This window comes from Streptomyces sp. NPDC057682, assembly GCF_042799575.1.
Classification (GTDB): domain Bacteria; phylum Actinomycetota; class Actinomycetes; order Streptomycetales; family Streptomycetaceae; genus Streptomyces.
The window spans coordinates 14,531-37,031 of record NZ_JBHVIN010000019.1 but is presented as its reverse complement, the minus strand read 5'-3'; the positions used below and the strand labels follow the sequence as shown (position 1 = coordinate 37,031).

General features: G+C 71.4%; 11 protein-coding genes. 6 read left to right on the top strand and 5 right to left on the bottom strand.

Going from position 1 to position 22,501, the window contains the following annotated elements; all coding sequences use genetic code 11:
• The first annotated feature begins 230 nt into the window (after positions 1-230).
• The 3 genes from ACFVDM_RS30245 to ACFVDM_RS30235 all read left to right on the top strand — a co-directional run bounded on the left by ACFVDM_RS30245 (position 231) and on the right by ACFVDM_RS30235 (position 14,659).
• Complete coding sequence (locus tag ACFVDM_RS30245) at positions 231-6,134, top strand: DEAD/DEAH box helicase (protein ID WP_383647705.1); 5,904 nt, start codon at positions 231-233, stop codon at positions 6,132-6,134.
• Positions 6,131-8,455: a hypothetical protein gene (locus ACFVDM_RS30240; protein WP_383647700.1), complete on the top strand. Its 2,325-nt coding sequence runs from the start codon at positions 6,131-6,133 to the stop codon at positions 8,453-8,455. Before ACFVDM_RS30245 ends, ACFVDM_RS30240 begins: the two co-directional genes overlap by 4 nt.
• A gap of 222 nt (positions 8,456-8,677) precedes the next feature.
• On the top strand, positions 8,678-14,659 hold the full coding sequence (locus ACFVDM_RS30235) for a hypothetical protein (protein WP_383647696.1): 5,982 nt from the start codon (positions 8,678-8,680) through the stop codon (positions 14,657-14,659).
• Between the two features lie 235 nt (positions 14,660-14,894).
• On the opposite strand, the gene ACFVDM_RS30230 is transcribed toward ACFVDM_RS30235, so the two are convergent.
• Both ACFVDM_RS30230 and ACFVDM_RS30225 read right to left on the bottom strand, forming a co-directional pair.
• Entirely contained in the window at positions 14,895-15,092 is a 198-nt protein-coding gene (locus ACFVDM_RS30230; RefSeq protein ID WP_383647690.1) for a hypothetical protein, read from the bottom strand.
• Positions 15,093-15,358: 266 nt separating this feature from the next.
• Positions 15,359-16,003, bottom strand: coding sequence for a hypothetical protein (locus ACFVDM_RS30225; RefSeq protein WP_383647685.1), 645 nt, complete (start codon positions 16,001-16,003; stop codon positions 15,359-15,361).
• 1,614 nt (positions 16,004-17,617) lie between these two features.
• Here ACFVDM_RS30225 and panD point away from each other — a divergent pair.
• From panD to ACFVDM_RS30210, 3 genes are all read left to right on the top strand, one after another.
• Complete coding sequence (gene panD / locus ACFVDM_RS30220) at positions 17,618-18,043, top strand: aspartate 1-decarboxylase (protein ID WP_383647679.1); 426 nt, start codon at positions 17,618-17,620, stop codon at positions 18,041-18,043.
• A gap of 30 nt (positions 18,044-18,073) precedes the next feature.
• Positions 18,074-18,436 carry a GNAT family N-acetyltransferase gene (locus tag ACFVDM_RS30215; RefSeq protein WP_383647674.1) on the top strand — a complete coding sequence of 121 codons (363 nt, stop codon included), beginning with the start codon at positions 18,074-18,076 and terminating at the stop codon, positions 18,434-18,436.
• Between the two features lie 65 nt (positions 18,437-18,501).
• Complete coding sequence (locus tag ACFVDM_RS30210; protein WP_383647670.1) at positions 18,502-19,137, top strand: arylsulfatase; 636 nt, start codon at positions 18,502-18,504, stop codon at positions 19,135-19,137.
• Positions 19,138-19,578: 441 nt separating this feature from the next.
• On the opposite strand, the gene ACFVDM_RS30205 is transcribed toward ACFVDM_RS30210, so the two are convergent.
• The 3 genes from ACFVDM_RS30205 to ACFVDM_RS30195 form a co-directional block, all read right to left on the bottom strand.
• Positions 19,579-20,376 carry a family 1 encapsulin nanocompartment shell protein gene (locus ACFVDM_RS30205; RefSeq protein WP_383647665.1) on the bottom strand — a complete coding sequence of 266 codons (798 nt, stop codon included), beginning with the start codon at positions 20,374-20,376 and terminating at the stop codon, positions 19,579-19,581.
• Positions 20,376-21,449, bottom strand: a complete 1,074-nt coding sequence (locus ACFVDM_RS30200) for a Dyp-type peroxidase (RefSeq protein ID WP_383647661.1) — start codon at positions 21,447-21,449, stop codon at positions 20,376-20,378. Before ACFVDM_RS30200 ends, ACFVDM_RS30205 begins: the two co-directional genes overlap by 1 nt.
• Before the next feature lie 278 nt (positions 21,450-21,727).
• Positions 21,728-22,333, bottom strand: coding sequence for a DinB family protein (locus ACFVDM_RS30195; RefSeq protein WP_383647656.1), 606 nt, complete (start codon positions 22,331-22,333; stop codon positions 21,728-21,730).
• Between the last annotated feature and the right edge of the window lie 168 nt (positions 22,334-22,501).

Genomic DNA, 22,501 nt, shown 5'->3' with positions numbered 1-22,501 from the left:
GCAGGGCTTCCGTTCTGTCGGACGAGGATGTCATAAATGGTGCCTGAGGCATGTGCCTCGGTTCCCTTGGGGAGGGGACGGGTGCCTGGTGTGCGTGGTGAGCGTGCGGTGGTCAGGTGCTTAGTACGGAAGGGGTGTTCGTGAGTGGGGTGCGGGCGGTCTCCGTCGCGGCGCGACGGATCGTGGAACTCGTCCAGGACTTACCGTCCGGGATCTCACGACGGGAGCTTGTGGCGGAGGCGACCGGAAGGTTCCCGGGGCTTCCCGAGCAGCGGCTGGCCAAACTGATCGCCGAGGCCGTCGCCGGAGGTCTGCTGCGTGAGGACGGCGACTGCCTCATGCCCGTCGTCCAGCCGGAAGTCCTTCCCGGTGAACGGCCGTTAATGAACGCCGCAGGAGCGCTGGACGACGGCGCGGAAGGCCGCGACGCCACGGGTGCCGATGAAGCGCCCTCCAGAACGTCCTTCCTCAGGGCCGTCACACTCGACATCGAGAGCGTCGTACGCACCACCGCCAACGCACCCTATGTACAACGCCACGTGTACGACGTGGCAGCCGTCAGATGCGGTGCGGACCGGGAATGGGTCGCGGCCGGCCCCCGCTGGCAGCGGTACCTCAGGTTCCCGGGCGACGGCGAGCAACTGCGCGACGCTGCCGTGCGGGACGCCGTACTGGACCGCGGGATCCCCGCGCGGCAGGCGTGGACGGAGCTCTGCGACTTTCTCGCGGACGCCGACGTCGTCGTGGCCCACAACGGCACGGGATTGGACTTCCCCGTCGTCGAGCAGGCGGCGTCGGAGGCCGGTACGGACGATCCGCTCGCCTCCGTACGCCTCGTCGACACGCTGTACCTCGCCCACGCGATGTGGCCGACGGCTCCCTCCCACCGGCTTCAGGACCTGGCCCCGATGCCCACCTCTGCCGAGGCGGAACCGCGCGCGCACACCGCGGAGGGCGACGCGATCCTGCTCGTCCGCCTCCTGCGGCGGGCCGCCGCCGAATTCTCGGAGAAGGCACCCGAGCTACGCGCCCTCGTCTCCGACGTCTGCCCCGACTCCGACGCCTGGCAGCTGCTGAGGGAGATCACCGAAGGAACACGGGCCACCCCACCAGAACCCCTCGTCTGGGAGCAGGCGTACGTGGCCCGCCTGCTGGGCGCGGAGGTCGCACACCATCCGCCGCGCCGGAACGCGGACGGCCGGATGCCGGGCCGTGGCGCCGTCGTTGTCCCGGACACGCTCCGGGGACCCGACGGCAGGGTCGACCCGACCGCCCTCGCCCGTGTCGTGCACGGCCCCCACGTCGAACCCCGCCCCGCCCAACAGCGCATGACGACGACGCTGCACCAGTGGACCGACGCCGGTGTCAGTGGCCTGCTGGAAGCTCCCACCGGCACCGGCAAGAGCTACGCGGTCCTCGCAGCCGCACTCGACTGGCTCGCCGGCGCGCCGGACCGCACCGCGGTCATCACCACCTACACTAAGCAGCTCCAGAGCCAGATGGCGAAGGACGTCCAGGACCTGGAACGGGCCCTCCCCGGTGTCCTCGGCGTCACCGACCTGGTCAAGGGAAAGTCCAGCAGGCTCTCCCTCGCCGCCCTCACCAAGGCCCTCGCCGAGGCCACGCGCGAGCGTACCCCCCACCGCGCACCCGGCGGCCGAGGCCGCCAGACCCGGGCCCTCCGCTTCCGTGAACTCGCCGTCCTCCTCGCCCTGCGGCTGATCGCTTCCGCGGAAGCCCCCCGGTCCTGGACGGCGAGGTCGGTCGACCCGGTGGACCTGCCTGCCTTCTGCGGGGACTACATGGGCGCCGCGCTCCCATTCTGGCTGGAGTCGTTGTCCCAGCGCGACGGCGACTACGGACCCGCCACGGGCAATCCCCTCACCGTGCACACGAACACGGTGAGGGAGGCCATCGACGGCCACCGCCTCGTCCTCGCCAACCACGCCTTGGTCCTCTCCCACCTGGACGACCTGCGGGCCGCGGGCCCAGACATCCTCCTCGTCCTCGACGAGGCGCACGAACTGGAGAACGCCGCCACCACGGCACTGACCGTCGCCGTCGACTACCAGGACCTCGAAGAGGTGCTGGCGGAACACCACACATGGGTGGCGGAAGCACGATCCGGCCCGGAACGGGACCGGGCCATCGACACGATCGCGGAACTGGACCGGCTGCTCGACGACGAACGGCTCCCCCGACTCGCGGCACAGGCCTTCGACGCCCGGGCCAAGGGCGTGGGCGTACGGATCGGCAACCGGGCCACCACGCTCGCCGGCCCCCACACCGGCACCGCCGGCACCCGGGACACCCGGCGGCTGTCGCTCCTGCTGGAGCGCATCGCCAAGGCACTCGTGGGCTGCCGCATCACCCTGGAACGGTACGTCGCCCAGCACGCCGCCGCCCTCGGCCCGCTGGCCTGCGAACGCCTGAACGCGCTCGCCCTGCATACCGACACCCTCACCACCTCCCTCGACCGGATCACGTCCGACCTCGGAGCCTTCCTCGATCCCGCCGGGCGGCCGGACGACACGCCTCCCTCTCGCGTCGTCCACCTGGAGGAGCTGGCCGAGCCGAAGACGGAACTGCGCTCCTACCGTTTTCGCATCGCCACCAGCCCCGTCGACCTGCCCGCCGACCCGGAATGGCGGCGCTATCTGGAGTCGTTCGACCGCGTCCACTACGTCTCCGCGACCCTCCGCGTCTCGGGGGAGTGGGACTTCGTCCTCAACCGGCTGGGGCTGCCGCGCGAGCTGCCAGCGCTCACCCTGCCCTCCCCGTTCGACCTGAGCACCCAGGCCGAGGTGGTGTGCTTCTCCGACTTCCCGTCCTGGGCCGAACAGGAGGAGGGCGCACTGCGCACCGTGGCCCACCAGGTGGCGGGATTCGCCGCCGAGACGACTCGGGCACGCCCCGACGGCAATGGCTTCGACGGCGGCGGCATGATCCTCACCACCGCCCGCTCGACCGCCGCCGGCATCGGTTTCCACCTCGTGGAGGAACTCCGCTCCCGCGGCCTGGACACACCGGTCGTCGAAGCGCTCCTCCTTGGCAACGGCCGCGCCCACCAGGCGTTCACCGACCGCCGGGACGGAGGCGGTTTCCTCGTCGGTACCAAGGGACTCTGGCAGGGCGTCGACATCTCCGACGCCGAACGGCTGAACCTCGTCTGGATCAACAAACTGCCCTTCGCACCGTTTGCCGCACCGATCATCGAGGCCCGGCGCGCGGCCGTGGCCGAACGGGCCGCGCAGTCTGGGCATCCCGACCCGGAGGGTGCCGCCACCGAGCACTACTACCTCCCCCTCGCAGCCCTTCAGCTGCGCCAGGCGGTCGGCCGACTCATCCGGTCCGACCGGCACCGGGGAGTCGTGATCATCAGCGACCGCAAACTCGGCGGCCGGAGCGGCCTGCGCCGCTCCTACCGGCGCGCCTTCCTCGGTAGCCTCGACGAGGGACTGCAGCGCCCCGACCCGGACGACGGCGGCATCGGCGGGGGCAACGTCACCACCATGGCCGAAGGCTGGCGCCGCATCTGGGAGTTCATGGCCGCACAAGGAATCCTGGACCCGGCACGGGCCGCCGAGCTGTGCACTGACCCGGCCCTCGAACGGCACACCCTCCTCCCGCACACCCGACGCATCAGGGAACTGGCGCTGACCTCCGAAGAGACCCACCGGCTGCGCGAGGAGAACCGGCTCGCCGGAGAAGTACTGGAGCGCTGCGCGAGGATCGGCGGTCTGCTCGGCTTCTCCGACGACCCCGTCTCCCTCAAGCCGGCACAGCGGGCCGTCATCAACGCCGCCGCCGAAGGCAGGAACGTCCTCGGGCTGCTCCCCACCGGCTTCGGCAAGAGCTTCACGTTCCAGCTGCCGGCCCTGGTCCTGCCCGGTGTCACCCTGGTCGTCAGCCCGCTCGTGGCCCTCATGCACGACCAGGCCCTCGAACTCAACCGGACCATCGGCGGAGCGGTCCGCGCACTGATCTCCCCGCTGCGGGAGTCCAGCAGCAGAGCCGGCAAGACCGAAGTCGCGGACCAGTTCCTCGGCCGCGCCGACCACGGCATCCGGCTGGTGTACGTCAGCCCGGAACGCCTGTGCCAGCGGCGCTTCCGTGAAACGGTACGAGCCGCCGCGGCATCCGGCCGGGTGACCCGGATCGCCGTCGACGAGGCCCACACGCTGGCGCAATGGGAGGACTTCCGCCCCAGCATGCGTAGGGTCAGCCGGTTCCTGGACGAACTGCGCCAGGACCACGGGGTGGCCGTCACCGCCGTGACGGCCACCGCCAACCGGGCCGTTCACGAGGCCCTGCGCGAAGGACTGTTCGCCCTGCCCGCCGAGATCCCCGCCCGGGGCTCTACCCGGGCAGCCACCGAAGCGGAGCACCGCGGTGTCGCCGGCGGACTCCTGACCGTCCGCGAGAACCCTATCCGCCCCGAACTTGCCGTCTTCCGCCGCTCCCTGGACCGGCTCGGGCAGGGTGGCGCGGTGGGCCTGGTCGAGCGCGTCGTCGACGCCCTGGAAGGCCACGCCATCCTCTACTGCCTCACCGTGAAAGAGGTCAACACCCTCTACACGCATCTGCGCGAGTACCTCGGTGACGCCGGCGTACGCGTCCTGCGATTCCACGGCCGCCTCACCGAGGCGGAGAAAGCGGCCGTCATGAACGAATTCCGGGAAGCACCGCGCGAGAGCGACGACGGGTTCGCACCCCTGCTCGTCGTCGCCACCTCCGCGTTCGGGCTCGGCGTCAACAGACCCGACGTGCGTACCGTCATGTGCGTGTCCCCGCCGACCGACCTGGCTGCCCTGTATCAGCAGATCGGCCGGGCCGGACGGGACAGCGCGGGCCGGAGCACAGCGGACCCTGGCCCCGTCAACAGCGGCCTCGCCCTTGCCACGAGCCGGGGAATGCGCATGGTCCGCTTCATGACCGGCCAGGAACTGCCAGCTGCCCTGCTCCGGCGCATGGGCGATCTTGTCCTCGCCCAGCACAGCGGGACGCTCGACCCGGTGCGGCTGGCCGAGACCCTCATGACGGAGGACGTGTCCAACGGTGCCCTGAAGGAGGCCGAACTACAGGACCAGTACATCCAGGACCGCTACCGGAGCGGCGTCATGCGGGCCTTCGGCGCCCTCGCCGACCTTGACGCCGTCGAGGACCTCGGCGACCATCCGCCATACTGCGCGGTCAAGCCCGGAGACCTGCATCCGGTGCGACACGCGGTCGGCCGGGCAGATCCACCGGCAGACCGGCCCGGCCGACGGGAGACCGAACCGGTATGGATCGAGCAGGCCGTCGTCGACATGGCCCTGTCGTGGCACACCCCGGGAAAGGTGGACGTCCAGGCGTTCGATCAGGAACTCGCCGCCCGTTGCCCCGACTACCGGTCGATCGCCGACGGGCCCGCGGCGACCTGGGAGCTCCTCGCCGACCTCCACGACCGCGGCCTGCTGGACGTCTCGGCAGCGCCGAGCCGCCGCCTGGTAACCGGCCTCGCCGTGCGCACGGCCACTCTGCCCGACGGCTACCTCCCGCTGCTTCACCGGCGCGGCAGCCGGACCGCGGAGGAACTGGCGGAGCTCCGCCGCTTCTTCGAGGCGACCACCGTATGCGCCCAGAGGGCCTTCGCCGACTACTTCGGCGTCAAAGACCTCCCCGAGGGATGCTGCACCACCCCCGAGTGCCGGTGCTCCGCCTGCTGGGACACCGGCAGCCGACCCGTGGACGAACGACGTCCAGCAGTGGCCGAGGCCTTCCACAGCCCGGCCCCCCGACACAGCGGCCGCACCGACACGGCACAGCGCGACCAGCGGGTCGACCGCCAGATCCACCGGCTGCTGCAGCTCCAGCCCCAGGGAATGCACCCCCGTCGGCTCTGGCACGCACTGCGCGGCGACGAATCCTCCTACCAGCCGAGGAGCCGAAAGATGATCTCCCTGCCCAGGGCCGTACGGGACAGCCGCCACTTCGGAGGTCGGGCGGACCTCCCCTATGCCGCGGTCGGAGACAGCCTGACGCGGCTGGCCGCGGGAGGAGCCGCCACCGAGGGACCCGACGGGCTCTGGCGCGCGGCCCGTCCGTCACCGCGCACACCGCTCCCCGCCACGAGGGAGGAGAGCGAGGCGTGACCGCGTTGACCACCGACGGGACCGACATCTGGCGGCCGTACGAGGACCGCCCCGTCCTCACCCCGCGCATGACCGGCGGACACCGGGCCACGCCGCCCGACGAGATCGCCCGGCTGCGCCGCTACCTGGCCGCGGTCGTCGCCGATCGCAACTGCCCGGTGCACACGGCGGTCGCTTTCAACGCCGCCTACTTCGGCTTCGAGATCGGCGGCGAAGGCTATGGCAACGGCCCCTTCGACCCCGACGACTTCCCCGTCCTGACCCTGGGGGACGAGGTGATGGCCCACCCCGTCGGCGCCCTCGTCCGCATCGAGACGGGGTCCGATCCGCTGTACGCCGAGATCGTCTACAAGGAGGGCCGCCATCCCGCGATTGAGGAAAGTGGCGAGGTGCTGGCCTGGGTGTCGGGAGCCCCGGCCACCGTACGGGGCCCGCGGGACCAGCGGGCGGATACCTGCATACGCCGGGAGCTCCTCGTCCCCGACCTCACGGCCTTCGGACCCGCGCTCCAACTCGACGCGACGAAGCTCACGAGGCTGCGTGCCCGCGGGAAATGGCTCAACGAGGACGGTCACGTCATGGTGGACGCCCGCTACTCCACCCCGCAGGAGGCCGCACTCGACGACACGGCCGCCTTCGTCGCACACCTCCTCACCCACCAGCGCGAAGCGCTCCTGAGCCCCCTCGTGCCCGTGTCCCTCGCCCATCTGACCGAAGGTCGGGACGAGGAACGTCTGCGGACCGCGCTCACCGGACTGATGGACGTGATCGCCCATGCCCTGCGCACCACCGACAACCTCCGCGGCTGGGGCCCCTACGTGCTGACCCGCGAACGCGTCGGGGCCGGTCTCCGCCAGGACGGGCCACTGGGCGGATCGGACCTGTACGACCTCGTGAGCTCCCTGGAACGTGCGGCCGTCCCCGGTGCACGCCGCCGCCACGGACTGAGTGGCTCGCGCACCGTATACACGGCGACGGCCCCGTGGTTGCGTGGCGTTGCGGGCGCCGCATCACTGCTGACCGGCACCGAGTACGCGGTCTCGGTCTGCCGGGCCAACCTCGCCGTGACGGACTTCCTCCGCGGCGACACCGACAACGGCCTGTGCGAGGGCAGCGGCGTACGGATCACCCTCGACGACAGCTTCGAGAACGGCGCCATCTGGCGCTCCCACCACCCCGGCTCGGAGGAGGAGGACGACAGCGACCCTCTGGTCCCGGCAGGACGCGGCTGGCGCGACACGGTCAACCCGCCCGCACCCCGGTCCGCCGGGCCCTCTTCGTCGAACGTTCCGCCGGAGCGGGAACCCGCCGACGCACCGCCGACCGACGCTCCCCTCGTCGACACCCCGCTCACAGACGAGGAGGAGATCGGCCTCCGGAACTACCTCCGGATCGACGACAGCGAACTCTGCTGGCAGCAACCGTTGCGCCTGGCCCACCTCATGGAGGACAGGGTGCCGCTGAACGGGATGGCCCGGGACGGACTCGCCTCCCTCGGCCCGGAGAGCGGCCGCGTACGCCTGGAGATACACCACGCCAGCGTCGTGATCGACCCCTCTGAGCAGGTGCAGGAGGTCACCCTGGACCTCACGGAAGAGAGAGGCATGCTCCGCGACGTCCAGTGGCCCATCGACTTCTTCCCGGGACTCCGCCTGTGGCTCCAGTGGCCGCGCGGCGGCACCGTCCTCAGGCTCTCCACCCGGGAACTGGAGGAGCCCGTGGACATCGACGGACGGCTTATCACCCACGAGTACGACCCACAGGTGCTGACTCGGGACGGTGCTCCGGGAAGCGCCCGGGACGGCGATTCGTCCGCCGGACTCGACACCAGACGGCTGGTACTGCGAGCCGTACGCCGCTTTGGCCTGCTCACGCCCGACGGGCACGCCCTGCTCGACCGCGACGCGCTGCCCAGGGGAATCCATGTCGGCCCACCCGCTCCCCACCAGATCAGCGCGGTGGAGCGGGCCGTGGAGGAACTGCTCACCGAACGGCACCTCTACCCGGCCGCCGGCAGCCGTGGCGCGGACGGCGAACCCCATCACCCCGCCCGCGACGGCGAGCCCCGCATCCCGCTGGTGGGATACGCGCCCTGTTTCGTCCCCGTACCGCGACCGGGGAGAGGGGGAAACGGGCTTCCCCGGGACATGGGGTTCGAGTACGCCGTACACGGTTTCCTACGGAGACTGCCCGCCGGCCGGGAACCGAGCGACACCCAGCGCGCGGCCTATCGCGCCCACTGCCGCCACGCCGGAAAAGCGGACGGGTGGGAACTGCCCCGCGGCTACACCTTCGTCACCCCGCACCTCCGCCAGCGCTGACGGTCCACGCCCGGCCGGAGCCGTCCACGGAGGACCACGCCCGCCCCCTGGTCACCCGCCCTCACCTCCCCCGTACACATCGAACAGCACATTGACGAAGAGACTGGATGCAGAATGTCCTTCAGCCATGCGGTGGTTACGGAACCACCGCTGTCGCCGCCAGGCGTCCCCATCGATTTTCTCGAAGAGCTGGCTTCGGCCCTCGACGGACTTGGCCCGGTCGTGGACAGAGCCCTCGCGGAGCTCACCGTCGAGGAGACGGGACTCGCGCTCAACTCCCTCGACACGAGGGACCGGCAGACGATCATGCGCGGACTGGGGTTCCGCAGGGTCGTACCGCGCCGTTTCGGCCGGGCACTGAGTGAGCAGGTGCTCAGTCGGATACAGCGGCGGGAACCGGCCGCGGAACGGAGCCACACCGCATCGCACCTCACGTCCCGCGTCGTGGTCGACATCGTCCACGACGCCAGGGAGCACGCCCCCGACCACCGTGGTGGCAGCCCCGTCGAGCGTTGGGGCGCCCGGCTGATCCGGCTCGCCCTCTTCACCCGGGTCCAGGCGTCGGTGTTCGACGCGCAGCTCCTCGTACGGGCCGCAGAGCAGGACTGGTACGGGGCAGGGGCGGACGACACCGCCCGGGAGACGGCGCGTGCGGCGGCACAGCGGGTCGTCGACGCGGCTCCGGGCTACGACCTCGCCACCGCGTTCCACGAGGGTGGCGGCGGGAACGAGAACGAGGAGGAGCCGGCGGAAGGGGAGCCGCAGAGCGTTGCCGTACCGACCCCTCCCCACCCCGACGTAGCCGCCAGGGAACACCGGACGGAGACGGAGCCCTCCGTGGCACGAACCGTGCTCGAGGGCCTCGTTTTCCTCCAGAGGGAACTGGAGGAAAACGTCGGCCGGGCACGGGAAGCGGCCGACCGGGTGAGGCTCGCGCTGGAGGACGGACGCCCGCCAGCCGTCCCCGACCTGGAATCCCTCACCGGGGTCGAGCCGGCCTTCGCTCGCGCCCGGACCGGGCTCGTAGAAGCAGGCCTCACCGACGTCCCCGACCGCCTCGACGAGGTGCGCATGACCATCGACGCCTTCCGCGTGACCGTGGAGCGCGGCGAGCGGGACGGCCGGACCCGCCGGTCCCTCGCCACGGTGCTCAACTTCGGCTGTCGGCGCGACAGCGCGGTGGCCGACGTCATCGCGGACGCCGGGCAGCGCGCTGAGGACCTCCTCGCCAAGACGCGGTGGGATGAGCAGGACGAGGCCTCCGCGGACTTCCTCGCCCTGCTGGTGCGCCTCGTCGAGGTGAAGGACGATCCGGCCTCCCGGCAGACGCTGGTCGAGGTCCAGCAGCAGCTGTCGCTGGCCCATCCCCCGTACGCCGTGGCCGCCGTGCTGCACGACCAGATCACGGTGATGCCCCCGCAGGAGCCCGCCGCCACGCGCCGGACGGCGACCGGGGAGTCCGCCGGGGATGAGGAGCACCAGGACCGACCGGACACGGCCGCTCCGGAAGCGGGCCGGGCGAGCGAGCCCGACACGGCGGACACCGACCGGTCCGCGCCGGAGGAGGACGGGGCGACGCCCCTGACCACCGGAGAGTCCGCCCCCGCCACGGCCGAGGAGCCCGTACCGTCGCGGTCCGAATGGCAGGTGGCCGACCTCCTGAAGAAGACCTCCCCCACCGGTACGGCCCTCCGTTCCGACACCGACGTGCCGCCGGCCGACGCCGGGGCCGACGACACGTCCGACACCGAGAGCGGTTCGGACAACCACCCGGAAGCGGAGGACGTCGAGCCGATCCTCGCCCGCCTCATCGAGGAGAAGCGCTTCGGACTGGCCACCCACCTGTCCGGCACGGCGGGCCGGCCGCAGGCCGAGTCCGCCGTGTTGCGCCTCTCCGTGGCGGCGGCGCTGCTGAACCCGCGCTCCGACGGAACCGCGCGGTTCATTGAGGACTCGCTGCGCGAAGGGGACGCGCAGGAGGGCGCCGCCGCGGGCGGGCTGGAACTGCTCCTGCTGCCGGTCCTCGTGAAGGCCGCGTTGGTGACCGGGGCCCCGGTCGTCGGCGCACAGCTCAGGGCACTCTCGCAGCACCTGCCGGACACCCTCCAGAAGGTGGCCGCCGAGGTGGCCGAACGCACCCTGAACAGCGCGCTGATCCTGGCGCCGCTGCACACCGTCGTCGCTGACGCGTCGCAGACCGAGAGCCGGCTCCAGGACGCGGTCGAGACGTGCCGGAACCTTCTGGTGGCACCTCGGATGCGCTTCCAGCGGGCCTCGCAGATGGTGAAGCAGTGGCTGCTGCCGAACGGCTTGCTGGGAAGTGCGCTGACCGCCGTCGTCAACGGCTCCGCCGACGCCGTGGACCGCGCCGACACCCTGCTGGGACGGCTGGAGCGGACAGCGCACTTCGAGGACGAGATCGACCGGATGGACGGCGAGCTCCGCGGTACCGGCGGACGCGCCATCCACGGGGCTGGACGCAATAACGTGCGTCAGTTCCTGGAGCGCGTGCGCGCCGCGGTGTGGGAATGGCGCATGGCCCAGCGGGAGCTGGGGAACGCGCGGTCCGAGGAGACGGCGTGGGCCGCGGACTCGGTGGCCGCCCTGCGGCTGTCCCTCCTGGGGCTGCGCAAAGGGGCCATGAGCGACCTGGTCTCCGCCGGACAGGGGTCCCGGCCGGTGGTGAGGGCCGCTGCCGCCGCGTCCGGCGAGATCTTCGCCGGAGTCTTCGACGCACTTGAGTCCGGTACGGCCCCGGCCCCCCACGCGGTCGAGACCGACGTCCGGGAGTTGCTGGACGTCGAGCTGTACAAACTGCCGGACTGGCCCGGCGCGGCTCCCACCCTGCCCGCCCTGATCGCGGCCGCGGACCGGACGTGGGAGGAGGCGATCGGCTTCCAGACCGCACGGGACGGCTTCAGCGCCGTACGGACGATCCTGAGCCTCGCGGAGCGGGGAGTCCTGCCGGACGGCCAGGTCCTGGAGTCGTCCGGCGAACGGCTTGCCCGCCTCGCGCAGACGGAGGGCGAGCGGCACCGCGTGCTCGCCGACAGGGCACGGGAACTCGGGGCGGAACTCCGCCGGGCCCAGGCGGACGGCGCCCTCACCGTCGAGCAGGACGTCAACCTCCAGGAACTCCTCGTGGACTCCGCCCCCCGGACGGAGAGCGGTTCATCGCGTGAGTTGTCGGTGATCCGGCGCAATCTGGACCGGGTGGCCGAACTGATCCCGCACCACCGCAAGGAAGCCGCGGACCGGCTCCGGGCACGACTCGCCGCCCTGCCCACGGTCGGCAACGAGGACCGCAAGCGCGTTCTGCACAACCTGGAAACGGACAGCCTGGCCACCGCCGCGGAACTGGTCTACTTCCTCGAACTGGGAGAGTCGGTCCCGGAGATCAGGGCGGAGGACTCCCACCTGGAGATGTTCTTCCCCGACGTGCCCGACGCTCTGCCCGGAGGCGTCACGCCCGATCTGATCGAGGCCGTCCGGTCTCGCAGGCAGCTGAACGAATCGGCGGTACTGGACTATTCGGCGCTGTCCGAGGGCGAGGCCGAGCGGGCCGCCGACGCCCTCGAACGATGGGCGAAACTGGCCTCGACCCGTGACCGGGCCAACATCAACCCCAGGGTCGACCTGACCCCGGCCCTCTCCCTGCTCGGTTTCGAGGCGAGGAAAGCCCTGCCCCTGCGCGAGCTGAGGCACGGAAACGACTACCGCTTCTTCGAACTCGCCGAGACGGAGGTCACCGGCAGGGCGTGGGCGCCCGCGTTCGGCTCACAGATCAAGGACCGTGGCGACAAGCTGCGCGCCCTGCTCATCTGGGGACGCCCGGCGGCGAAACTGCTTATCAGCCGCATCTCCCAGGATCCCGACGACAGCAGCCTGCTCGTCGTGCACTTCGGCACGATCGACAGCAGGACCCGGACCGAACTCGCCGCCGTCTCGAGGGGCGGCAAGCCCATCCTCGTCGTCGACGACGCGGCCCTGGCCTACCTCGCCGCGCACGGAAACCGGCGGGTCGACGCAGCCACCGAGACCCTCCTGCCGTTCTCCGGAGTGAACCCCTACATCAAGGAGAAGCGGGGACAGATCGGCCGTGAGATGTTCTACGGACGCGACCGCGAACGCAAGAGCATCCTCGATCCGGCCGGGACGCAGATCATCTACGGTGGCCGCGGCCTCGGAAAGTCGGCACTCCTCGCCGACGCGGGCGACCGGTTCGTGGAACAGCGCCCGGGTTCGCACCGCAAGCTCTACCTCAACCTCGACAAGATCGGCATCGGAAAGGGCACCGCTCTCGGCGCCGCGGCCATCTGGAACACGCTGGACCAGGAGCTGACCAAGGAAGGCGTCCTGGAGGAACCCCGTCGCAGGGGGCCCAAGCCGGAACCGTGGCAGCGGGTCACGGACGGCATCGCCACCTGGCTGGACCAGGACTCCGACCGGCGCCTGCTCATCCTGCTCGACGAGTGCGACCGCTTCTTCGAGGCCGATGTGCCCGAGTGCACGGAGACCCGCCGTCTGCGGGGACTGGGCGAGGACTCGCGCGGCCGCGCGAAGGTCGTCTTCGCCGGTCTGCACTCCGTGCAGCGCTTCACGCGTCTCGCCAGGAACGGACCGTTCAGCCACCTTGCCCAGACACCGACCGTCGTCGGACCGCTCACGCCGCAGTTCGCCGCCGACCTGATCGTCCACCCGATGCGGGCCCTGGGATTCGAGTTCGAGCACGTCGACCTCGTCAACCGGGTCCTGGGATTCTGCTCGTACCAGCCCTTCCTGCTGCAGATCTTCGGCAGCAGGATGGTGCAGGTCATGCAGGACAAGCGGGCGCGGCAGCCGGTGCTTCCCCCGCCCTACACGATCGAGGCGGCCGACGTGGACGCCGTGGAGCAGGACGCGTCCCTGCGCTCCGACATCACGGCGGCCTTCAAGGACACCCTCGCCCTCGACGACCGATACAACGTCGTGGCCAATGTCCTCGCCCAGCATGCCCGCGACAACGGCCTGGAGACCAGGCTCAGCGACCGGGAACTGCGCGACGAATGCGCCGGCTGGTGGCCGCAGGGCTTCGACAAGCTGGACAGCGAGGGATTCCGGGCCTATCTGCAGGAGATGGTGGGCCTCGGCGTCCTCGCGCCGAACCATGACGGGCAGGGCTGGCATCTGCGCGGCCCCAACGCCCTGCGCATGATTGGCACCGCCCAGGAGATCGAAGCACGCCTCCTGGGCGCCGAGCGGGAGTACCGCCTGGAGGAGGCCGTGGTCCTGGAGAGCCGTCCCGGCCTTGACGACGGGCGCCGTTCCGCGCCACTGACGATCAACCAGATCGACTATCTGCTAGGGGAGCGGAGGAACCAGGTCCGCGTCGTCATGGGCACCAGGGCGACAGGCATCGGGGACGTGGAACGCACCCTGAGGGACGCGACCGGTCGGATCGCCGGCTGGACCCTCCCGCCGATCGGGAGCGCCAACACCTACCGTCGGCAACTCGCGGGGGGCCGGGCCGAAGAACGCCGCCTGCTCATCAGCGACCTCGCGCTGGGCAGCGACAAGTCCTGCCGGGAGTCGTTCGAACAGGCCAGGACGACACTGCCCACCGCCATCGGGGCGACCCGCTCGGTGGTCCTGGTGTCGAGCCCCGAGCAGATCGACTTCTGGCGCGACCTGCTCGCCGACCCCGAGACGGCGGACGGAGACGGTGGCACCGCGGTGGTGCTGCGCCGTTACGACCGGCGGGGCCTGAGGGACTGGACGCAGCAGCACAGCGTTTACGAGACCGAGGAGCGGCTGACGCGGCTGGCCGCGACCACCGGCGGTTGGCCGATCCTGCTGGACAAGGTCCTGGACCTGCGCGCTCCGCACCGGGACCAGGACAGTGCCCTGGAGGAGCTGGAGAAGTGGCTGGCCCGAAAGGAGAACGCGCAGGACTTCGTCGACGCCACAGGCCTGGCGCCAACCGTCGTGGATGGTGAGGATGGCCTGGTCAGGCAAGGCTACGAAGCCGTCGTCGGGGAGCTCGGTATCGGGTGGAACCCCGAAGCCGACTGCACGACCGCGGCCGAGCTCGCCGGTCTCTCTCCGGACGACGCACGATGGGCCCTCGCCTGCCTGGAAACCCTCCAGGTCCTCGACCGGGACGGCGCCCGCCTGCGCGTGGAGCCGGTCCTTCACAAAACCCTCGGCAGCCTGGGCACCTGGTAATGACGAAGAGGTGAGGGCCGCGATCCTCCGGATCCGGCCCTCACGGCCCCGCTGACCACCCGCTCCGCGGTCACTCCGTCGAGGGCCTCCCCGCACGTGCGCCGCGGTTCCCGGCGAGCGGCCGGAGCACCCCAGTGCACTCGCCGTCCACGCGAACCAAGGCAGCGAGCAGAGAGGCCTGAGCGTGGAACCAGAGTCCCCCCTCCTGTTCCGGGAGGGTGGACGACAGCGCGTATCACGTGACGTTGGTGATCGACTCGTCAATGGCGGAAGGACTCAGGGCGTGTTCGACGGCCTTGACCGAGGCGCCGATGACTCTGGCAGGGGTCAGATGGCGTTGTCCCTGGAGCAGGCGCCGCACCTGGTTCGCTCGCGCCTGATAGCGGTCAAGGTCACCGTGGCTTCGGCCCCGCAAACACAGCGGCAGCGCCACCGGTCGGTGGTCTTTCCGGGATAGGTCTCCATGGGTTCGAACCCGGCCTCTTGAGCCTCGGCGGCTGCCTTCGAAGCGTCGGTTCGGCCGCCGCCCCGGGGGCACTTCTTACTCCCCGTCGTTCCTGACCGGACGAAGCACAGACGCGTCATGACGTCGTTCCCGCAGGAACAGCGGCAGCGCCACGGGTCCGTTGTACGGCCGGGGTAGGGCTCCAACGGTTCGAAAGCAGCCGCGCGCATCTCGTCCGCGGCTTGCTCGGCGTTCTACACGCTGGAGGAGCAGAAGCGGCAGCGGTTCCCTCCGTTGTGGACGTTGGAGTAGATGGGGGTAGTCTCGCGGCCGCATGTGGTGCAGCGGCAGCGCCAGGGGGTCTGACTGGTGTGGTACGGCTCCAGCGGTTCGGAGTCTGCCGCGCGCATCACTTCAACCGCCTTGGGCGCGGTCGCGGCGGCACGTTTGGCCTGCGCCGCCCTGGTCCGGCAGATACGGCAGCCCTGGCCTCCGTTGCGTACGGCGTTGAAGGCGGGTCGGCCCTCGTGCCCGCACGTGGTGCACCGGGAGGGCCAGGTCGCGTTGGTGCGGCCCGGGTAGGGCACGAGCGGCTCGTACCCACGGGCGCGCATCTCCTCGGCGCCGGCATCGGCGTCGAACAGGACGGCGGCGCGGGGGCGGGCGCCGGCCCTCGGGGCGTAGACGTCGGTTCCGTGGTGGGTCTCATCCTCGACCATGGCCCACACCTCGTCCGCGGTGACGCGGTCGGCGGAGCAGGTCTCGCTCCACCCGTTCGGCATGACGTCCTTGGTGAGGAGCGGACACAGCTTGGCGCCCCGTAGGCGGTCCAGGACGGCCTGTTCGACATCGTAGGCGGCGGCGCCGGTCGTGTAGTCGCGGGCCGGTACAACTCCCACCCCTGGCGCTCGTGCTGCAGGAGGCGGGAGTTGTAGCCGGTGCAGGCGCCGATGCTGACCTTGACCGCGTTCCACTCCCGGTGGGTGATCACGTAGAGCTTCGCCGGTCCTGCCAGGTCGATGCCGTGGGTGGCGCACATCCGGCATCCCTTGCCGGTACGGACACCGGCCAGCCGAAGATGCACTTCGTGCCCCGCCGGACAGCAGCACAACCACCGCTTGTCACTGCCAGGGTAGGACTCCAGCGGCTCGAACCCGGCCGCCCGCATCTCGGCCGCGCACTCCGCAGGGTCGAGCGGCGCGCTTCCCGCACAGTGCCCGCACCCGTACCCACGGCCCTTGACCCTGGGGTACAGGGGCTTCGACTCCTTCCCGCACGTCGTGCAGCGGCAATGCCAACCCACCGAAGCACCGGGATACGGCTCCAGCGGCTCGAAGCCGTGCGCCCGCATCAGGGCGGCAGCCTCAGCCGCATCGGTACGGCGGGCAGTAGCCCGCTGCTTGTATCCCTCCGCCCGGCAGACAGGGCACGGGTCGTAGCCGCTGCGGACACTCGACGCCTTTACCCGCACCACCTTGCCGCACACGGCATGACGGCAGCTCCACGGTGCGGCGGCAGACAGATACGGCTCCAGCGGCTCGTACCCTGCCTCGCGCATCATGGCCTCCGCTTTTTCGGCCTTGGCTTCACGCTGCCGCCGGCCGCGGGCTCTGCGATTGCACGTGGCGCAGCCCGACGCGACCTTCTCCTTGATCAGGTTCCGGACCGCGGACAGCCGTGGTGTGCCGACGGCCCCGCACGCGGTGCAGCGGCAGCGCCATGGCATCTGGCTGTTGCGGTAGGGCTCCAGCGGTTCCAGACCGACCGCTCGCATGTCCGCCTCGGCCCGCTCGGCCCCACCGGCGCGCTCCTGGAAGATTGCCCGGCGGATCTCCTTCGCGCACTCCGTGCACCCGACCCGGCTGGCGCTGAGATACGCCGGTCGCGGGGAGACGATGCTTCCGCACGCCAGGTGCCACGGATTCCCGCTCCCGGGATAGGGCTCCAGCGGCTCATATCCGGCCGCCCGCATCGCGGTGGTGTGCCTGGCCTCGGCTGCTTCACCGCGCGGGCGCCCTGCACCCGCGCGGTCGGAAGAAGGAGTGCGGGAGTATGAGCGAACCATGCGATGATTCTCGCGCTTCAGCGCGAGCGACGAGCCCTGGTTTGTGGCTCCATTTCGTGAATCGGCTTGCGAGGGCGTCAGTTGTCGTCCAGTTCCACGATGACCACCCCGGAGGAGACCCTGCTGCTCTGCGCCGTCGCTCGCGAGTTCCACGTTGCCGAGGGACCTCGGGCGGGCCGCAGACAGCGAGCCGACTTCCTGAGCGGTCGAGCGTCGACCGCCTGATGGCATATCAGGTAAGTCAGCATTCGGTCAGCATGAGTCCCCGCGCGTTCCGAGACGGTCGTCCCCACAGGCGCCGGTGCTAAGGGAAAGCCCAGGTGGAAAGTCGTCCAGCCCGACCGGAGCGATGTTCCTCACAAACATCGTTCGGTGCGTCCCGGTGTACAGTCGAGACCGCCCTTGACCTGCACAAAGCAGGCAGGGAGCCGTCTTCGAGGAGTCCCAAGTGCTGCGCACTCTGTTCAAGTCCAAGATCCACCGCGCCACCGTCACCCAGGCCGACCTGCACTACGTGGGATCCGTCACGGTCGACGCGGAGCTGATGGAAGCCGCCGATCTGCTGCCCGGCGAGCTGGTCCACATCGTCGACATCGACAACGGGGCCCGGCTGGAGACGTATGTGATCGAGGGGGAGCGCGGTTCCGGGGTGATCGGGATCAACGGTGCCGCCGCGCATCTGGTGCACCCCGGTGACCTGGTCATCCTGATCAGCTACGCGCAGGTGGAGGATGCCGAGGCGCGGGCGCTGGTTCCGCGTATCGTCCATGTCGACGCGGGGAACCGGATCGTCGAGCTGGGGGCCGACGCCTCCGCCCCCGTGCCGGGATCCGACACCGAGCGCAGTCCGCACGCCGTGCCCGCGGCGCGCTGAGGCGCTCCATTCAGCGAGGGAGCATCCGCCATGGCAGAGCAGACCGGACCGATCACGCCGGACATCCGGGACGACCGGGCGGCGGGCAGACTGCTCGCGTACGTGGACGGTGAGGCCGCCGGGGTCATCGTCTACTTCGTGATGGACGGGACGCCCGCGGGGCTGGTCGCGGTGCACACCATCGTGGAGCCGGGGCACGAGGGCAAGGGCATCGGGGGCGCCCTGGTGAGGGAGTTCTACGCGATGGCCGGGCGCGAGGGCGTGCCCGTGGTGCCGCTCTGCCCGTACGCCGCGAAGTGGGCCTCGCGCCACCCCGAGGAGGCGCCCGTGGCACCGGCGGAGCTGGTCGAGCGGGCCAAGGCGCAGCTGGCCGAGCGTCCCGAGCTGTACTGACGCGCACACCTTCGCGTCCGGCGCCTCCGGGGAACGTGTTCCGGGGGCGCCGGTAGCGTGTGCGGATGAGCCTTGTTCTGCTGCACACCTCGCCGGTGCACATTCCGGTCTTCGACGCCCTGCGCGACGCCCGTCACCCCGGGCTCGACCTGCGCCACCGCGTGTACGAGGACCTGCTCGGCCGGGCGGGCGCGCTCGGGCCGGACGCGGTCGCGGACGAGGTCGGGGCCGTGATCGAGGAGGCCTTCGCCACCGGGGCCGACGCCGTGCTCTGCACCTGTTCCACGCTCGGCGGCATCGCCGAGGCGGCCGGGGCCCGGCTGGGCCGCCCCGTGCTGCGCGTCGACCGGCCCATGGCGGCCGAGGCCGTGCGGGCCCGCCGGATCACCGTGCTCGTCGCGCACCCCGCCACGGTGGAGCCGACCGGTGCCCTGCTCGCCGAGGAGGCGCACCGGGCCGGGGCGGAGGGCGCCGAGGTGCGCACCCTGGTGGTCGAAGGGGCCTGGGACCGTTTCGAGGCCGGTGACCGCGACGGCTATCTGGACCGGGTGGCCGCGGCGGCCGACTTGGTGACCGACGCCGATGTGATCGTGCTGGCCCAGGTCTCGATGGCGGGCGCGGCCGACCGGACCTCCACCCGGATCCCCGTGCTGACCAGCCCCCGGGCCGGTCTCGACGCCGCGGCCGCGGTCGGGCACTGAGCCGGCCGGGGGAGGGGCGGACCACTCCACGTGTGGACTCGGCGGGCGAGGGCAGCCGCTCCGGGAGACGGTGGAAGAGAGCCACCGATGTCGACCGGAGGTCCGTGATGACCCACCCGTACCCCGACCCCGTCCCGCCGGCGCCGACCCCGGGACCGATGCCGGGCCCGCCCCAGCCGTTTCCGGAACCCACGCCGGTCCCGCCGGGCCCCGCCCCGACGCCGCCCTCGCCCACCCCGCCCGGACCGGCACCCGACCCGATTCCCCAGCCGCCCTCGCCCGACCCCGAACCGGTGCCGCCGCCCGAACCCGAACCCTCACCGGTCGGCTGACCCGGCCCGCCGCCCGGCACGGCTCCCGAAACGGGGCCGAGCCGCGCCGGCGTGTGTCGGTGTGTGCCGGCGTACGCCGAGCCGCGCCCCCGTATGCCGGGGCTCGCCGTCACGCGATGATCGGGACGACCGCCTCCGGAGTCAGCATCCGGAACGTGAACGACTGGTGGAAGTACAGCCGGATCTCCGTCGCGTCGTGGTCCTGGTAGCCGATGGCCAGATCCTCGCCCAGGCAGAGTTCGAAGTCGCCGCCCCGGGTCGAGAGCAGGACGCCGCCCTTCACGGCGGGGGCCCACAGGATCGGGTCCTCCAGGAGCCGGGCGAGGTGGGTGAAGACGGGGTATCCGTGGTCGGAGGTCTCGGTCGCCTCGGTGTAGGCGTCCGCGCCCAGAAGGAGCCGGTACGGGCCGTCGACACCGGCGAGACGCAGCTGGGTCAGGGCCTGGCTGACGGTGGCGGGGTAGTCGCGGGCGTCGGCGGGCAGGGGAAGGGCCGTGTGCGAGGAGCCGTCGCGCAGACCGGTGATGCCGGCCGCCGCGTAACCGTCGATGATCGCCATGTCCTCGGCGAACGCGCAGGTACGGGCCGCGTCCTTGACCGGCTGCCAGTCGCTGTCGTCCGAGCCGCGCACCACGTCGTCCACGGCGGCCCGGGTCACGGTGAAGGGCACCCGCCACTCGACGACCGGCATCGACGTCCGGGCGTGGGCCAGGACGTCCGGCGTGGGCGGATCGATGTCCCGCAGATGACCGTCGCCCACCGCGGCCAGTGCCGGGCCTCCCGGATCGCTGACGTCGACGACCCGGCGGCCGGCGAGATGACGGCTGAAGGTGCGCCGGGCCTCTTCTTCGATCTGGTCCCAGGCGGCCTGAGTGACAGGGGCGAGTTCGCGGTGGAGGTTGTTCATCACTGGGCGCTTTCTTGCAGGCTGCCGATGCGCAGCGAACCGTTCCGGACCACCGGCGCGGCCACCGGCCGCCCGCCCACCGGGGCGGACGCCGGTTCCGGCCGGGGAAGGGCTTCCGCGGCACCGGGCAACGGCGGCGGAGCGCCGAGGAAGTCGGCGTCCGGGGTGTGGAAGAGCGTGCCGGTGACCGCGGTCGAGAAGTCGAGGATGCGGTCGTGGGTCCCGGGCGGATCGCCCAGGAACATATTGCGGAGCATCCGCTCCGTGACGTCCGGGTCGGCGGCGAACCCGATGAAGTACGTGCCGAACTCGCCCTGCCCGAAGTGGCCGAACGGCATGTTGGCGCGCAGGATGTCGCGCTCGGTGCCGTCCGGGTCGGTGATCGTGTTGAGCGCGACGTGCGAGTCGGCGGGTTTCACGTCGTCGTCCAGTTCGACGTCGGTGAACTTGGTCCGGCCGATCACGCGTTCCTGCTCCTCCGTCGACAGCGCGTTCCACGCGGTCAGATCGTGCAGGTACTTCTGCACGATGACGTAGCTGCCGCCGGCGAACGCCGGGTCCTCGTCGCCCACCAGCGCCGCCGCACGCGCGTCGTCGCCCACCGGATTCTCGGTGCCGTCGACGAACCCGAGCAGATCGCGGTGGTCGAGGTAGCGGAACCCGTGCGTCTCGTCGACGATCCTCACCGCGTCGCCGAGCCGGTCCGTGAGCCGCGACGCCCACTCCCAGCACACGTCCATCCGCTCGGCCCGGATGTGGAACAGCAGATCGCCCGGGGTGGCCGGGGCGTGATGGCGGGCGCCGTGCAGTTCGCGGAAGGGGTGCAGCGAGGCCGGCCGGGGGCCGGAGAACAGCCGGTCCCAGGCGTCGGATCCGAAACCGGTGACACAGACGAGCCCGGCCGACGGATAGCGGAAGTCGATCGAGCGGGCGAACGCCGCCAGGTCCGGCAGCGCCTCGTGCACCACCTGCTCACCCCCCGGCTCGATCGTGGCGACCAGAATCAGGGCCGCACTGGTCAGGGGCGAGGCGACCGGCTGTGCCGCCGGCGTCTCCCCGGGAGTCTCGGACATGCGGCGGCTCCATGCGCTGGCTCGGCGACGACGACGGCGTGCGCCCGCGACCTCGTCGCGGACGAGGACGGCGGGACCCGCTGCCACTTACCCACGTCCGGAACGCCACCGCATCCCCGGCTCACCCGTTCGGGCGACCCCGCATTCTCGTCCCTTCCTCCCTGCCTTCGCCCTCGGCCGCCGGTCGCATCCCGGCCGCCCGCCCGTTCCTGGGCCCGGCGGTTTCCCCTCCCGCCCGGTACCCGTCCCGCTCAGCCGCCGACCGCCCCGGGCGGTTGTCACCCCACGTCCCCGTCGATCCGCTCGCGCAGCAGGTCGGCGTGGCCGTTGTGGCGGGCGTACTCCTCGATCATGTGGACCAGCACCCACCGCAGCTCCTTCGACGCACCCGCGTCGAGCGCGCGCGTGCCGGGCCCCGGTGCCCCGGTCACGAACCGCTCGGCGAACGCCACCTCGGCACGCCAGGTCGCCCAGGCCTCCGCGACGACCGCGGGATCGGCCACCGCCCCGGTGAAGGCGGCGTCGCGGTCGGCCTCGGTCCGGTACGGGCGCTGTTCGTCCCGGCCCGCCATGACCCGACGGAACCAGTGCGCCTCCACTCCCGCCAGATGGCGCACCAGACCCAGCAGGGACAGGGGCGACGGCTCCACGGCACGCCGAGCCATGGCCTCCGCATCGAGGCCGGAGCACTTCAGCTCCAGCGTGCGGCGCTGGTCGCGCAGACGGTCGGCCAGGGTGTCGTGCTCACCCTGGAGTCGGCCGACGGCTCGCGGCTCGCCCTCCCGGCGCTCGACCCCGCCGTGCCGATGCGAGGGCCGGGCGGGGCAGACCGTCGGCACGGAACCGGTGGAGTGTGTCGCGGTGGGTGCGTCGGTGTCGGACATGGGGCCGATCATGACCGCCCGCTGCCGCCGGCACCACGGAGATAAGGATTCGAAGGCTGTACGTGGAGCTGGGTCCCCTGACCTTCCACGTCCCCGGCCCCCAGCATGCCCCGCCCCCACCGGCCACGTACCCCCCCGAGCGCGTATGCCGGCGTCCGTCCGCCCAGG